Origin of the sequence: Streptomyces phaeofaciens (assembly GCF_014648915.1) — a bacterium.
Classification (GTDB): domain Bacteria; phylum Actinomycetota; class Actinomycetes; order Streptomycetales; family Streptomycetaceae; genus Streptomyces; species Streptomyces phaeofaciens.
Window position 1 is genome coordinate 540,531 of record NZ_BMSA01000001.1, and the last position, 15,345, is coordinate 555,875.

The following is a 15,345-nucleotide window of genomic DNA, read 5'->3' on the forward strand; positions in this document are numbered from 1 at the left end:
CACGTGGACCACTCACCGGCCTACGACCCCGAGAACCCGCAACTCGACGCACTGCCCCGGATGTTCACCGCGCTGACCCGCCCCGACGGCCCCGACGGCGAACGGCGCGAGGCACTCGCCTGGTTCCGCACGGCCTGGCCCGAACTGTCCGCCGCAGTACCGGCGTTGCCCGACCGGCGCCTCCTGGACGCCGTCGGCCGGCTCGTCCCGTTCCTGCTGGCGGTCCACGACTGGGAGGCCGTCGCCGACACCAGCCGACGCGGGCTCGCCGCCGCGACGCGTCTCGGCTCCGCCGCGGACCGGATCGACTGGTCCCAGAGCCTCGGGGCCGCCCTCCAGCGCATGGACCGCGACACCGACGCGCAGGAGGCGTTCGGGCAGGCCGCCGCGCTCGCCGCCGAGACGGGCGACCAGCGCGCCCGGGCGGCCGCACTGGCCCACCTGGGACAGCTGCACCACCGCCGGGGCGACCTGCCGGAGGCCACCGCCCTGCTGCAACAGGCCGCGCTCGCCTACCGGAGCGCCGGCCATGTGCTCGGCGAGGCCCGCACCCTCGGGGACCTGGCACCCTTGCTGCACCGGCTCGGCGAGCCCGCCGAGGCCGAACGCTACGCGCGCCGGGGCCGGGAGCTGTTCCACGACGTCGGGGACCACGTCCAGGAGGGCCGCGCGCTGCGGCTGGTCGCGGCCGCCGAGGCCGAGCGGGGCGCGGACGAGGACGCGCTGCGCTCGCTCGACGACGCCGTACGGCTCTTCGACGCGGCGGGGGCCCTGCCCGAGGCCGTCGAGGCGCTGCACACCGCCGCCCTCGTGCACCGGGGCGGCGGGAATCCGTCGGCCGCGCGGGCCGCCGCCGAGGGGGCGCTGGAGCGGGCACGGGCCGCGGGCGACGTGGACGTCACGGAGATCGAGCAACTGCACGCCGTCGTCGAGGCCGAGGAGGCGCTCGCGGAGCTCCTGGCCGCCCGCACGGAGGAGGAGCGCGCGGCGGCCGTCACCCGCCGGCCCGCACTGCTCGGGGGCCTCGCGCTCCAGATGCTGATCAACCTGCGCGACGCGGCCGACGCCCTGACCGGCCCCGGCCCCGGCGGCGGAGCCGCGGCCGTGCTGCGTGACCTGCTGAAGGAACGGGAGCGGGAGGGGGGTCCGCCGGCCGGGGACGCCGTGCACGCGCACCTGGCACGGACGGCCGAGCGCGCCGAGGCCATGGACGCCGCCCTGGACCACCTCGCGCGCCGCCCGGACGGGGCGCTCGCCGAGTGGTGCCGCATCGACCTGGCGGAGACCCGCAGGCTCGCCGGCGACAGCGCCGACCGGCTGCCGCCGCTCCTGCCCGACCTGCTGCGGCGCCTGCTGACCACCGACCGGCCCGAACGGCGCGAGCCTTTCCTGGAGGAGCTGCTCGACCTGGTGCCCGCCGACCGTTTCCCCGCCGTGCACGGCCTCCACCTGGCCGAGCTGGCCCGGCTCCACGCGTCCGGGGCCCGCACCGGCGTCCCCGACCACGAACGGGCCCTGCGGCTCGCCGAAGCCGCGCTGCCGCTGCTCGACCGGCCCGAGGCGCGCGACAAGTGGGCGGCGACCCAGACCTTCCTCGGCTCGGTCCTGCGCGCCCGCAGCCACGGCGACAAGAGCGACAACATCGCCCGCGCCCAGCACGCCTTCCGCGCGGCGCTCACCCACTACCGCCGCCGCACGACCCCCGTGGAGTGGGCGGCCACCCTGGTCAATCTGGCCAACGCCTACTGGGAGTGCCCGCACGACCGGGCGCGCAACCTGCGCCGGGCGCTCAACCGCCACGGCGCCGCCCTCACGGTCTTCACCCGGCGCGACCACCCGGACCGCTGGGCCGCCGTCCAGAGCAACATGGGCCTCGTCCTGTCCGACCCGGCGCTGGCCGCCGACCCCGACTCCCTGGAACTCGGCCGGCGCCGGCTGGAACAGGCCCTGAGCACACGGGAACTGGGACCGGCCCAGCGGGTCGCGGCCCTGATCAACCTCAGCCGCTGCCACCGCCTGCGGGTGCGCGGCGACCACGACGGCAACCACGCCACCGCGCTGCGCCACGCGCGCGACGCCTTCGCCCTGGCCGAGCGGCTCGGCCTGCGCCACGACATGGCGAACGCCGGCACCGCCGTCGCCGACGCCCTGGCCAACGCCGCCCTCCGGGACGACCGTGCCGCGCTGGACGAGGCGGTGAGCTGGTACCGGCGGGCCCTCGACCTCGCCCCCGCCGACGAGGACCCGCTGCTGCACGCCGCCATCGCCGACAACCTGGCCAACGCCCTCGTCCAGCACGCCGATCCCACCCCCGAGGATCTGCGCACCGCCGTCGGTCTCCACGAGTCGGCCCTGGCGGCGTACGAGACCCACGGGGACCGGCTGGAGGCGGCCCGCGCCCGCTACAACCTGGCCGCCACCCTGCGCCGGGGCGACCGCCCCGACCCGGACCGCGCCGTCGCACTGCTGGAACGCAGCCTCGAGGCGCGCACCGTGCGGACGGTGCCGCTGGAGTGGGCGGAGTCCGCCACGGAACTGGCCAGGGCCTGGCTGACCGGGCCCGACGACGGGCACGGCCCACGGCGCTTCGCCCGCGCGGCCGCCCTGCTGCGCGAGGTCGTCCCCGTGGTCGGCGCGGCCGGCGCGGCCGGTCACGCCCGCCGCGCCTGGGGGCTGCTCGGCGACGCGGAGGCGGAGTGCGGGCGGTGGCCGGCCGCGGCCGACGCCTACGAAGAGGCCCTGGTGGCCGCCGAACGGCTGTACGAGGTCGCCGTGCTGCCCGGCGGAAAGGAGGCCGAACTCGAGGCGACCGCCGACCTGCCCCGGGAGGCCGCCCACGCCATGGCCCGGGCCGGCCGCCCCGAGCGCGCGGTCGCCGTCCTGGAGCAGAACCGGGCCCGGGCTCTCGGCGACCGGCTCCAGCGCGACCGCGCGGAACTGGCCGCGCTGTCCGCCGGCCGGCCGGACGCCGCCGCGGCCGTCGCCGCGTACCGGGACGCCGTGCGCCGGATCCGCACCGTGGAGGCACGGCAGCGCGCGCCGCGCACACCGGACGACTCGCCCGAGGAACAGCGGCGGCTGCGCGCCGCGATGACCGACGCCCGGGCCCAGCTGACCGCCGCCGTCGAGGCGATCAGGGCGCTGCCCTCCTTCGGCGACTTCCTGCGGGCGGCCCCCGAGTCCGCCGTCGACGAGGCCGTGGCCTGCGGACCGCCCCTGGTGTACCTCGCGACCACCCGGCACGGCAGCGTCTGTCTGATCGTCCACCGCCCGCCGGGGGAGCCCGCGGCGGTCACCGAGGCGGTACGGGCGCCGCTGACCGAGACCGAACTCCTCATGGTCCTCGCCCGGTACCCGTCGCTGGAGGAGGACGAGCACCTGACGGTGCTTCTCGACCTGCTGGGCGCACGGCTGGTCGGGCCGCTGGCGGAGCGCCTGCGTGCCCTGGGCGCGGACCGCGCGGTGCTGGTGCCCACCGGACTCCTCGGCGTCCTGCCCGTCCACGCCGCCCGCTACCCGGTGGACGGCACACCCCGGAACCTCTTCGACGACGTGGCCGTGTCCCACGCGCCGTCCGCACGCGTTCTCGTGGCGGCCCGCGCCGGCACCGCCGACCCCGCCCGCACCGACCCCGCCCGCACCGACCCGGCGTGTCTGCTCGGTGTCGCCGAACCCCACCCCTGCGACCCGCCGTTGCCCTGGGCGGGCGCCGAACTGGGCGCCGTGCAGCGGCTGTTCGGCGGGCCCACCGTGGCCCTCGTCGGCCCCGCCGCCACCCGGGACGCCCTGCTGCGCGCCCTGCCGGACGCCACCCATCTGCACTTCGCCGGACACGGCTCCTACGACCCCGACGAACCGCTGGCCTCCCATCTCGCGCTCGCCGGCGGCGAACTCCTCACGCTGCGCGACCTGTTCGACGGGAACGCGCTGCGCGGCGTGCGCCTGGTCGTCGCCTCCGCCTGCCGGACCGCGGTGACGGACATGACCCGGCTGCCGGACGAGTCGGTGGGCCTGCCCGCCGGGCTGGTGCAGGCCGGGGCCACCGCCGTCGTCGGCAGCCTCTGGGAGGTCAACGACCGGTCGACCGCGCTGCTGGTGGCCCGGATCTACGACCTCCATCTGCACGGCGACCCCGAACGCGGCGAACCCCCGATGCCGCCCTCGGTCGCCCTGGCCCGCGCCCAGGCCTGGATGCGCGACGCGACCCCGCCCGACCTCGAAGCGTTCGCCGCACGGGTCGGCCTGAACCGCCGCAGGAGCCGCGTCCGCTACACCGAACGCCCGTCCCACTGGGCGCCGTTCGTCCTCGTCGGCGACGGCTGACCGCGACGACGGCACGGGAAGGAACCGGCGCCGCGCGCCGACACCGGACGGAACCACGGGAGCCGCGACCCGGCGGACACAGTGTCATCGGATGGATACAGTGGGTGAATGCCGTCGCGTACGGCGGAGAGGGGGGCGCACATGTCCGGTGGGGTTCCGATCGACGACGAGGCCCGCGACGACGCCGCGGACGTCCTGCGGTACCTGCTCGAATGGCAGCTCGCGCCGCAGCGCTGGGAACGGGTCGACGCGATCGTCGGCTCGCTCGCCGAGGCCCTCGCCCAGGAGGACGGCGACGCCCTGCGCGAGGCCACCGCCGAACTGGAACTGGCCGGGCCGGTCCGTGTGACCCGGATCGGCACCAACTCGCTGATCCCGGCGCCGGAACCCACCAGGGACCGCGCCAACCACCTGGTGCACACGCTCGGCCGGCCGCGCCAGGAGCGGCCCGACGACACCCCGGACCGCCCGGGAGGTGACGGTGACGGCACCCGTACCCCCGCTCGCTGACCAGGAACTCGTCGTCCACGTCTACGCACCCACGGACGGCCCGCAGGCCAAGGCCGCCTACCGGCAGATCCAGGGCGTCTGGGACCGCTGCCGCGACCGGCTGGGCATGGTCCACGAGATACCCGCCACGGGGCTGCCGGCCACCCTGCCGCCCGACGCCGACGCGCTGACGCCCGGCCGGCCCGCGGCGGCGATCGAGGACCGGGCGGCCGACCACCAGGCCGTCGTACGCCGGGAACACGACGTGGTGAACCTGTCCCTCGTGTTCGCCGCGCCCCAGGGCACCGCCACCCGCCGGCTGCGCATCGGCTCCGCCTCGCCGCCCGGCTGGGTCGAGTTCGACCGCTGGTGGGCCGAGCTGGCCGCCGACGGCACGGACGCCCTCCTCGGTGTCGTCCACGTCTGCCAGGCGAAGTTCGACGGGGAACAGGCCCCCTCCCTCGACGTGCTGGCGCACGAGGTGCGCGCGGTGCTGCCCGGCGCCGGCCACGCCCCGCACTGGTGGCGGCGCGGCACGACCACCGTGGACGGGTTCGCCCTCTGGGAGGTGTCCCCGGACGACGAGCGGGCCGGGCGGCGGGTCGTCGTCCTCGCTCCCGAGGACCGGGACGCCGAGCTGAGCGCCTGGACCTGGAGCCAGGGAGACCCGGCCATGCCCCCGCTGGCCCGCTATCTGATGCACGCGGCGAAGCTCCGCCACCAGGCCCGGGTGCGGGACGAGGGCGAGCCGCGGCTCAGACGTCTCGTCGGCGAGGTGAACGACCATGCCGAGCAGGTACGGGCCGCGCTCGCCCGGGACGCGGCCGACCCCGCCGCCCTCGCCCGGCTGAGACTGGACGAGGCCGACCTCACGTCCGCCGCGCGGGACCTGCGCGCGATGCGGCGCACCGTGGAGATCGCCGCGCACAACATGACCGCCGCGCTCGCCGAGCCGTGGCGCGGCGACGGGCGGCTCGCCGAGTGGCTGGCCGGCCAGCTGGGCGACGACACGGAGTACGTGGACGCGGCCCGCGAACTGGCCCGGGACTACGGCCGCCTGGCCCGGCGGGGTCCCGTCGAGAGGGAGCCCGACCCCGGCGGCCCACCGGCCGGCGCGGACCGGGACCGCGGTCCCGCGTCACCGTCCGCCGTGGGCGGAGCGGACCGGCACCGCGTCAGCCTGCGCGTGGGCTTCGCCGTCGACGTCGAGCGCTACAGCAGCCGCAGCTCCCCCCAGAAGCTCGGCGTGCAGCAGCGCCTGGCCGCCCTGACCGAGGAGGTGCTCGACGACCTGGGCCATCGTATGGAGGAGACCGACCACCAGGGGACCGGTGACGGCATCAACGTCTTCCTTCCGGCGCGGGCCGAACCGCACCGGGTGCTCCCCAGGCTGCTGACCTCCTGGCGGGAGCGTCTCGCGGCGGACAACGCGCGCTTCCGCGACCGTATGCGGCTGCGGCTTTCCACGGGGGTGGGGCCGGTCGGGCTGGCCGCGCTCGGTTTCTCCGGGGCCACGATCGTCGAGGTCAGCCGGATGCTGGACAGCGCCGTACTGCGTGGCGCGCTGGTCGAGCACCCGCAGGCCGATCTCGCCGTCCTGGTCTCCGACCAGCTGTACGCGTATGTCGTCGGCGAGGGCTATCCGGGGCTGGACGCCGCGCAGTTCGCCGCGCGCACGGTCGAGGTCAAGGACTTCCGGCGGCCCGCCTGGCTGTGGGTCCCGCGGTGACGCCCCCGCGGTCCTGCCGCACCTCGGGAACCCGGGAACCGTGCGGGCGGGGCGAGCGCCCCGAGAGTGCCGCGACGTAGTCGGACAGGGCGGCCGCGGTGCCGTCGAGCGGGAAGCGGGCGCCGAGGTACCCGTCCGGGCGGACGACGAACCCCGTCGGGCCGTCGGGCCGGTGCAGCCGGGCGAACTCCCCGGCGGAGTCGCGGTACGACGGGACGGCCAGCGTGTCGGCGGCGCCCGGTGGGGTGTCGCGGGAGAGGACGGCGACGGTCAGGAGGGCGACACCCGGGCTCGCCGCGCTCGCCGTGACCGTGGCCTCGGCCGCCGCGCGGGCCAGATCGGTGACATCGGCCCCGTACAGCAGCGCCACGTGTCCCGGGCGGCCGCGCAGGACGTCGAGCAGGCGCAGCGGGTAGGCGGCCGCCGGTGCGGTCAGTCCGACGCAGTCCGGCACCCGGTCGCCGGGCTGGGGTGCGTCGAGGGGCCCGTACGGGTGGCCGGCGAGCGGTCCGTCCCGGTAGCCGACGAGCAGCTGGGCCTCGCGCAGCAGCACGGTGCCCGGGTCGTCGGGGTCGCTCCGGATGCCCTGGGTGGCATGTCGGACCGTGCGGCCGACGACCTCCTCGCCGACCGGGCGGCGCTCGGCGTCGTAGCTCTCCAGCAGGGCGGGCCCGGCCTCCCCGCGCAGGACGAGGGCGAGTTTCCAGGCCAGGTTGCAGGCGTCCTGCACCCCGGTGTTCATGCCCTGGGCGCCGGTGGGCGGGTGGATGTGGGCGGCGTCGCCCGCGACGAAGACGCGGCCCTCGCCGTACCGGTCGACGATGCGGTGGCTGATGCGGAAGACGGAGGACCACCGCAACCGGGAGAGGGTGGCGGGGCGCGGGCCGAGCCGGTCGACGACCGCCTGGATGTGGTGCAGCTCCGGTGCGCGTCCGCCCTCCAGACCGTGCGTCACCTCGTCGCCGTGACCGTCCTTGCGCGTGGACAGCTCCGGCGGGACCAGCATCGACATGCGGTAGCGGCCCGTGCCGGGCAGCGGGATGCAGACCAGCAGGTCGTCGCTGGAGCCGTCGTCGGCGAGGTGCATCGACCGGATGCCGTAGCCGTGCGGCAGGTCCCAGTCGGCCTCGACGTCGCCCAGCATGTACTCCTCGGCGAACGCCGCCCCCTCGTAGGCGAGGCCCAGCGTCTTGCGGACGGTGCTGTGCGCCCCGTCGCAGCCGATCAGACAGGCCACCCGCAGTTCTTCCCGCGCGCCGTAGGGGGTGCGCAGCAGGGCGGTGACCCCGTCGGGGTCCTGGGTGAACGACAGCAGTTCGGTGCCGCGTTCGACGGCCGTGCCCCGGTCGGCGACGTACTCCTCCAGAAGACGTTCCGTCTCGTACTGCGGCAGCGCGGCGAAGTGGTAGGGCACCTCGGGCGGCAGCGTGAGATCGATCCGCGCCTGCTCCCGGCCGTTGACGTAGATCAGCTGCCCGCGCAGCAGCGCGGCGGCCTCCAGCATGGTCCGGGCCAGGCCCATCCGGTCCCAGATCTCCAGGGTGCGCGGCTGGATCCCGACCGCCTTCGCGTACGGCAGGCGGGCCGGCAGCCGGTCCACGATCCGGCACCGCACGCCGTGCCGGCCCAGCTCGGCGGCCGCGCTCAGGCCGACCGGGCCGGCGCCCACGATCAGTACGTCGGTCGTCGGAGTGTGCGCCACGGGTGCCTCCCGGTGTCGGCCCCCCGAACCGCTTCCCGAGGTCCATGCTCGCCCGGCGGCGCGCGGGCGGCGAGCCGGGCAGGCCGGGCACCCCGACCCCCCGTCGCTGTTTGTCACCGGACTGTCACAGAACGGAAGGGCGCCACAACTCCCCGGCGGCAGGCCGGGTCCAAGGGGGCGTCGGCAACAGAACCGGGTCATTGCCGACCATCAGGGAATCGGGGACCAATCCATGATCAAGCGCAAGAACCTCGCACTGGGCGCGGCCGCCTTCCTGCTCGTGACCGGAGCCGGCATCACGGCCGCGCCCGCCGCCTTCGCCGGCACGCCGGGCGGAACGTCCGCGAACGACCGCAACAGCGACTTCGACGGGGACGGCTACGACGACGTCCTGACCGGCGCCCCCGGCGGCACCGTCGGCGGCAAGAAGGGCGCGGGCTATGTCACCGTGCAGTACGGCTCGGCCGGCGGCATCGGCACGGCGAACACCCTGCCGAGGGTCCGTACCGCCGTCCTGAGCCAGTCGACCGCCGGTGTCGCCGGCGCGGCCGAGGCCGGCGACGCCTTCGGTGCCTCCGTGGCCACCGGTGACGTCAACGGCGACGGCTACGACGACGCGGTCATCGGCTCGCCCGGCGAGGACCTCGCCGGAGTGGTGGACGCCGGCCGGGCCAGCGTCCTGTACGGCTCCGCGACCGGCCTGCGGGGCACCGGCAGCGTCTCCCTGGAGGCGGTGCGGCCCAAGCGGGAGGTCGGCTACGGCGGCGCGGTGGCCGCGGCCCACTTCACCTCGGCGACCCCCGGCGACCAGATCGCCGTCTCCGACGACGAGGGCGTCGACCTGTTCTCCGACGAAGGGCCCATGATCCGCGTCACCCGCCTGGAGACCGTCGACGACCCCGGCGACCGGGCCGTCGTCCCGTTCAGCCTCACCACCGGCGACTTCGACGGCGACGGCTACGCCGACCTCGTCGTCTCCGGGCTCAGCCTGGTGGACGAGGAGGGCGTGCGCGGCCGCACGGTGGTCTTCGAGGGCGGCCGGCACGCCCTGGCCCACCTCCGCGACCTGACCGGCGGCCCGTCCGCCGCGGCCGGTGACCTCAACGGGGACGGCTACGACGAACTGGTCACCGGCGACGAGGGCACCCCCGAGTCCGGGGGCACGGTCGCCATCCGCCACGGCGGCGAGGACGGCATCACCGCACTCGCCGACGAACTGACCCAGGACACGCCCGGCATCCCGGGCGTCGCGGAGGAGGGCGACGGCTGGGGCACCGACCTGTCGGTCGCCGACGTGAACGGCGACGGCTACGCGGACCTCGCGGTCGGCGCCCCGGGCGAGGACATCGGCACGGTGCCCGACGCGGGCGCGGTGTGGGTGCTCCGCGGGCAGCAGCGCGGCTGGACACCGGCGGGCGTGCGCTCCTTCGACCAGAACTCGGCGCACGTGCCCGGCTCGGCCGAGGCCGGTGACCTCTTCGGCGCCCAGATCCGGCTGGTCGACACCGACGCCGACGGCCGCGCCGAACTGCTCGCCGCCGCGCCCGGCGAGAACACGGGCGACGGCGTCGCGATCGCCTTCCCGGCCGCGACCACCGGCATCACCGCCGACGGCTCCTGGCTCTACGGCGGCGGCTCGTTCGCCGTCTCGGGGACGGACGCGCGCTACGGCGCGGCGATCGACGAGTAGCGGTCCAAAGGCTCTCGTGCCGTGCAGCCGAGTGACATGTGGCCCGCGCGGGCGTCCGCGCCACGGGAAATCGCGTCGCTCCCTGTTGGATGACCTCAGCTACGAGCGAAGCGAGGGTGCATGGCCGAGAGCAGGGCGGACGCACGTCCACCGGCGCAGGAGGGGTTGAAGGCCGACGCGATCGGGTTCGTGGACGCGCTGGTCATCGGGCTCAACGCCACCTCTCCCGCGTACTCGCTGGCCGCGGTCGTCGGCCCGGTGGTGGTGCTCGTGGGCGTCTACGCCCCCGGCGTGATGGTGGCCTCCTTCGTACCGATGCTGCTGATCGCGTCGGCCTTCTACTACCTCAACAAGGTCGACCAGGACTGCGGTACGACCTTCTCCTGGGTCACCCGCGCCATGGGGCCGTGGGCGGGCTGGCTCGGGGGCTGGGCCATCGCCATGACCGGCGTCCTGGTCGTCGGTTCGCTCGCGGACGTCGCGGTCACCTTCGCGCTGCTCGCCTTCGGCCTCGACAGCTGGGCCGACAACGACGTCCTGCGCCAGACGCTCTCGGTGCTGCTGATCATCGTGATGACCGCGGTCTGCGTCATCGGCACCGAGGTGTCCGCCAGGGTGCAGAACGTGCTCATCCTCGCCCAGGTCGCCTGTCTGCTCGCCTTCGCCGTCGTGGCGCTCTACCGCGTCTACGCCGACACCGGCACCTTCGACTCGGTCGACCCGTCGGTCTCCTGGCTGAACCCGTTCGGCGCCGGGGGAGCGGACCTGACGGCCGCCCTGCTGCTGGGCGTGTTCATCTACTGGGGCTGGGAATCGGCCGTCAACCTCACCGAGGAGACCGAGCACTCCGCCACCGCCCCGGGCAAGGCGGGCGTCTGGTCGACCGTCATCCTGCTGGTGACCTATGTGGCGGTCGCCTACGCCGTCGTCGCCTACGCCGGAACGACCTTCCTGGCCGAGAACGCGGACGAGGAGGAGTTCATCTTCGCCCTGCTCGCGGGCGAGGCGATGGGCGGCTGGGACTGGGTCGTCCTGCTCGCCGTCTCCACCTCCGCGCTCGCCTCGACCCAGACCACGATCATCCCGGCGTCGCGCACCGCGCTGTCCATGGCCCGCCGGCACGCGCTGCCCGAGCACTTCGCCCGCATCCATCCACGCTTCCGCACCCCCGACGTCAGCACCTGGTGGGTCGCCGGCATCGCCATCGTCTGGTACCTCGCGCTGAACCAGATCAGCGCCAACGCCCTGTTCGACTCCCTCACCGCGCTGTCGCTGCTCATCGCCTTCTACTACGCGCTCACCGGCGTGGCCTGTGCCGTGTACTACCGCCGGCATCTGACGGAGAGCCTCCACCACTTCCTCCTGATCGGCCTCGGCCCGCTGGTCGGCGCCGGACTGCTCGCGTGGCTGCTGGTGGAGTCCGTCTCCGACATGGCCGACCCGGCGAACTCCTACAGCGGTGTCTCGTGGTTCGGGCTCGGCCCGCCGCTCGTCATCGGGATCGGCATCGCCGTCACGGGCGTCGTCCTGATGGTCGTATGGCGGCTGATGTCCCCCGTCTTCTGGGCGGAGCGCCCCGGTGTGGCCGATCCCGAACTCGTCCACGGCAAGGAGTCCTGAGATGTCGGTCGTCCTCGGATACGACGAGTCCCCGGGCGCGGTCCGCGCGCTGCGGGTCGCGCTCGAGGTGTCGGCAGCGTTCGGCGAACCCCTCGTCCTGGTCTACGGCGCCGCGGCGCCCGGCGGCATGGGCGAGGAGTACCGCACCCACCAGGCCGCCGTCCGCGAGACCGGCCGGGTCGCCCTCGAACACGCCGTCACGGCGGCCGAGGACGCCGGCGTGTCCACGACGGTCGAGGTCCTCGACCAGAAGCCGGCGCAGGCGCTCCTCGACGCCGCGGCGCGGCACGCGGCCCGCTGCATCGTGGTGGGCAGCTGGGGCGAGAGCCCGGTGCGGGGAGCCCTGCTGGGCTCGACTCCCCACAAGCTGCTCCACCTGTCACCGGTCCCGGTGCTCTGCGTGCCGGTCGCGGAGTGAACGCCCCGGCCGGGGCGGGGTCTACGCCCCGCTGACCGTCGCGGGTTCGGAGGAGTCCGGCACCGGGTCGTCGCCCTCGTGGTGCCGGCCCATCGGAATGACCATCGGGGTCCTGCTGACCGGGTCCTCGCCGACCACGCAGCGCAGGCCGAAGACGTCCTCGACGACCGCGGCCGTGATGACCTCGGACGGGGTGCCCTCGGCCACGACACGGCCGGCCTTCATGGCGACGATGTGGTCCGCGTAGCGGCACGCCTGGTTGAGGTCGTGGAGCACCATGACGACCGTGCGGCCCTGATGCCGGTTCAGGTCGGTGATCAGGTCGAGGACGTCGATCTGGTGCGCCAGGTCCAGGTACGTGGTCGGCTCGTCCAGCAGCATCACCGGGGTGCCCTGCGCGACCGCCATCGCGATCCAGGCCCGCTGCCGCTGGCCGCCGGAGAGTTCGTCGACCGCACGGTGCGCGAGGTCGGTCATCGCCGTGGCCCGCAGCGCCTCGTGGACGGCCTCCTCGTCGCCGGCCGACCACTGCCGCCACCAGGTCTGGTGCGGTGCCCGGCCCCGTCCCACCAGGTCGACGACGGTCAGTCCCTCGGGGGCGACCGGTGTCTGCGGGAGGATGCCGAGCTTCTGCGCGAGGGCCCGGGTCGGTATCGCGTGCACCGCGCGGCCGTCGAGGTGGACGGCCCCCGCCTTGGGGGTGAGCAGCCGCGCCAGCGCGCGCAACAGGGTCGACTTGCCGCAGGCGTTGGCGCCGACGATCGCCGTGATCCGCCCCGGGGGGACCGCCAGGTCCAGCTCGTCGACGACGACCCGGTCGTCGTAGGCCAGCCGCAGTCCGCGTGCCCGCAGGTCGGGGCCGTCGGCGGGCCCTTCGTAGGTCGATGACACGTCCTCAGCCTCCTGAACCGGCGCGGTTGGCGCGGATGAGCAGCCACAGCAGAACGGGAGCGCCGAGCACTCCCGTCACGATCCCGACCGGCAGTTCGGTGTCCGGGACGATCTTTCGGGCGACGAGATCGGACCCGAGCACCATCACGGCGCCGGTCAGGCCCGAGGCGAAGGGGGGCGGGAACGCCGTACCCGCCAGTCGCTGGGCGACCTGTGGGGCGGCGAGTGCCACGAAGGCGACCGGCCCCGCGGTCGCCGTCCCGAACGCCACGAGGCCGACCGAGACGAGCAGCACCGCCACCCGTACCGTCTGCACCCGGGTGCCGAGGCCCCGCGCCACGTCGTCGCCGAGTTCCAGGGTCCGCATCAGCCGCCCGAGCAGCAGTGCCGTCGGCAGCAGCACGGCCAGCGTCACGGCGAGGGGGCGGATCTGGTCCCAGGTGCGGCCGTTGAGGTTGCCGACCAGCCAGCCGAGCGCGGCCTGCGCCTGGAAGCGCTGGCCGCGGGCCATGAGGTAGTCGGTGGCGCTGGTGCAGATCCACGACACGCCGACGCCGACCAGCACGATCCGGTAGCCGGTGGTGCCGCGCTTCCAGGCCAGCGTGTAGACGACCAGCGCCGCGGCCAGCGCGCCGGTCAGCCCGAGGGCCTGGGTGCTCATCCCGCCGTCCGCGCCGAGGACGATGCCGGCCACCACGGCGACGCCGGCGCCCTGGGTGATGCCCATCATGTCGGGGCTGGCGAGCGGGTTGCGGGTCATCGCCTGGAGCAGCGCGCCCGAGACGCCGAACGCGACGCCGACCAGCAGCCCCGCCAGCGAGCGCGGCAGGCGCAGCTCATGGACGATGAGCCGGGTGCCGGCGTCGCCCCCGCCGAACAGGGCGCGTGTCACCTCGGTGAGCGACAGGGACAGGTCTCCCACCGCGGTCTCCGCGCAGAAGGCCAGGAACGCGACGGCGGCGAGGACCAGCGACACGGCCAGCAGCCGGGGCCGCAGCAGTCCGGACACAGGGGGTACGGCGAGCCGGAAGGTGACCCGCCCGGCGGTTCGCCGGGCTGGCGTCCGGTCCCGGGTGCCCGGCCCGCTCGTGGGCCCTTTCGTGTGCTCGGGCCCGTGCCGGCCCGCCGTCGGCGTGAGCTCGGTCGTCATGGCGTGCGGCTCCACTGGTTCGGTCGGAGATGCGGGCGGTGCCGGCGGACGGGGAAGGGGGGTCGACGGTGGCTCCGGCCGCTCCGGCCGCTCGTGCTGCTTCGGGTGCTTCGGCCGGTGGCCCGCACCCGCGGCACCCTCACAGTTCCGCCAGCCGGCGCCGCCGTACCAGCGCGATGAAGAACGGTCCGCCGATGAAGGCGACGAGGACCCCGGCCTGGATCTCGACCGGGCGGTCGATGAGCCGGCCCGCGATGTCGGCGGCCAGCAGCAGGCAGGGGGCGAGCACCGCCGACAGCGGCAGCAGCCAGCGGTGGTCGGGTCCGAGCCCGGCGGACTGGGCGAGGACGCGGGCGATGTGCGGTACGACCAGGCCGACGAAGACCACGGGCCCGATGACGGCGACGGCCCCGCCGGTCAGCAGGGTGACGGCCAGCACCCCCTGCACGCGCACCAGTCCCAGTCTGAGCCCCAGCGAGGCGGCGACGTCGTCGCCGAGCGCGAGGCTGTTGAGGGAGGGGGCGCAGGCGAGGGCGAGCACGGCGCCGACGGCGAGGAAGGGCAGCACCCGCAGCAGGACGTCCGTGTCCTGGTTCGCCAGGGAGCCCGCCGACCAGAAGCGGTAGCGGTTGAGGGCGTCGGGGTCGGTGAGGGCGATCGCGCTGGTCAGCGAGAACAGCACCGAGGTCACCGCGACGCCGGACAGGGCGAGTTTGACCGGGGTGGAGCCGGACCGGCCGACCCCGCCGAGGAAGTAGACCAGCACGCTCGCGCAGAGCGCACCGGCGAACGCGAACCAGATGTAGCCGTACACCGAGCCGATGCCGAGCACGCCGACCGAGAGGACGACGGCGAAGGCCGCGCCCGCACTGACCCCGAGGATGCCGGGGTCGGCGAGCGGGTTGCGGGTCAGTGCCTGCATCAGCGCGCCGGACAGGCCGAGCGCGGCGCCGGTGGCCAGGGCGAGCGCGGTGCGGGGCAGTCGGACCGACCAGATCACGTTGTCCACGCGGGAGTTGGGGGCGTCGCCCAGGAGCGTGTCCCAGACCTGGCGCAGGGGCACGTCGAGCGCGCCGTACGCCATCGAGAGCGCGCACAGGGTCAGAAGTGCCGCGCACGACAACGCGAGCAGCAATGCAGCGCGGGGGCCCGTGGCCGCCCGGACCGTCGAGGTCCCCACGTCAACTTCCTTTGGTCAGGCTTACCTTAACTGTAGGGCGAGATCAGGCTCGTCGCACTCCCCGGAACATCGCCCTGTGTGAGCACTGTGAAATTAGGTAACCCTTACCTTACTATTGCGCCGATCCTCCGGCGCGATGCCGGGACGAAGCCT

The 15,345-nt window shown here is 75.0% G+C and carries 10 protein-coding genes; 6 read left to right on the plus strand and 4 right to left on the minus strand.

Translation table 11 applies throughout. The annotated features are described in order from the left end of the window. The first annotated feature begins 3 nt into the window (after positions 1–3). The 3 genes from IE275_RS02295 (at position 4) to IE275_RS02305 (ending at position 6,541) form a co-directional block, all read left to right on the plus strand. Positions 4–4,323, plus strand: coding sequence for a CHAT domain-containing protein (locus IE275_RS02295; protein WP_189706865.1), 4,320 nt, complete (start codon positions 4–6; stop codon positions 4,321–4,323). A 141-nt stretch (positions 4,324–4,464) separates the two neighbouring features. Then, the gene (locus IE275_RS02300; RefSeq protein WP_189706867.1) at positions 4,465–4,833 is read left to right on the plus strand and encodes a CATRA system-associated protein; all 369 of its coding nucleotides are present in this window, start codon (positions 4,465–4,467) and stop codon (positions 4,831–4,833) included. Next, entirely contained in the window at positions 4,805–6,541 is a 1,737-nt protein-coding gene (locus tag IE275_RS02305) for a CATRA conflict system CASPASE/TPR repeat-associated protein (RefSeq protein WP_189706869.1), read from the plus strand. The genes IE275_RS02300 and IE275_RS02305 overlap by 29 nt, the downstream gene beginning before the upstream one ends. Here the strand turns inward: IE275_RS02305 and IE275_RS02310 are convergent. Continuing rightward, positions 6,498–8,243 carry an FAD-dependent monooxygenase gene (locus tag IE275_RS02310; protein WP_229870052.1) on the minus strand — a complete coding sequence of 582 codons (1,746 nt, stop codon included), beginning with the start codon at positions 8,241–8,243 and terminating at the stop codon, positions 6,498–6,500. The genes IE275_RS02305 and IE275_RS02310 overlap by 44 nt on opposite strands. A 232-nt stretch (positions 8,244–8,475) precedes the next feature. On the opposite strand from IE275_RS02310, the gene IE275_RS02315 reads away from it, so the two are divergent. The 3 genes from IE275_RS02315 to IE275_RS02325 all read left to right on the plus strand — a co-directional run bounded on the left by IE275_RS02315 (position 8,476) and on the right by IE275_RS02325 (position 11,971). Next, positions 8,476–9,933, plus strand: a complete 1,458-nt coding sequence (locus IE275_RS02315) for an FG-GAP-like repeat-containing protein (protein ID WP_189706873.1) — start codon at positions 8,476–8,478, stop codon at positions 9,931–9,933. Between the two features lie 120 nt (positions 9,934–10,053). Next, complete coding sequence (locus IE275_RS02320) at positions 10,054–11,553, plus strand: APC family permease (protein ID WP_189706875.1); 1,500 nt, start codon at positions 10,054–10,056, stop codon at positions 11,551–11,553. 1 nt (position 11,554) lies between these two features. Beyond that, on the plus strand, positions 11,555–11,971 hold the full coding sequence (locus IE275_RS02325) for a universal stress protein (protein WP_189706877.1): 417 nt from the start codon (positions 11,555–11,557) through the stop codon (positions 11,969–11,971). A 21-nt stretch (positions 11,972–11,992) separates the two neighbouring features. Here the strand turns inward: IE275_RS02325 and IE275_RS02330 are convergent, their stop codons facing one another. From IE275_RS02330 to IE275_RS02340, 3 genes are all read right to left on the minus strand, one after another. After that, on the minus strand, positions 11,993–12,862 hold the full coding sequence (locus IE275_RS02330; RefSeq protein WP_189706879.1) for an ABC transporter ATP-binding protein: 870 nt from the start codon (positions 12,860–12,862) through the stop codon (positions 11,993–11,995). A gap of 4 nt (positions 12,863–12,866) precedes the next feature. Continuing rightward, complete coding sequence (locus IE275_RS02335) at positions 12,867–14,012, minus strand: FecCD family ABC transporter permease (protein ID WP_189706881.1); 1,146 nt, start codon at positions 14,010–14,012, stop codon at positions 12,867–12,869. 139 nt (positions 14,013–14,151) lie between these two features. Continuing rightward, positions 14,152–15,192 carry a FecCD family ABC transporter permease gene (locus IE275_RS02340; protein WP_189706883.1) on the minus strand — a complete coding sequence of 347 codons (1,041 nt, stop codon included), beginning with the start codon at positions 15,190–15,192 and terminating at the stop codon, positions 14,152–14,154. Positions 15,193–15,345: the final 153 nt, after the last annotated feature.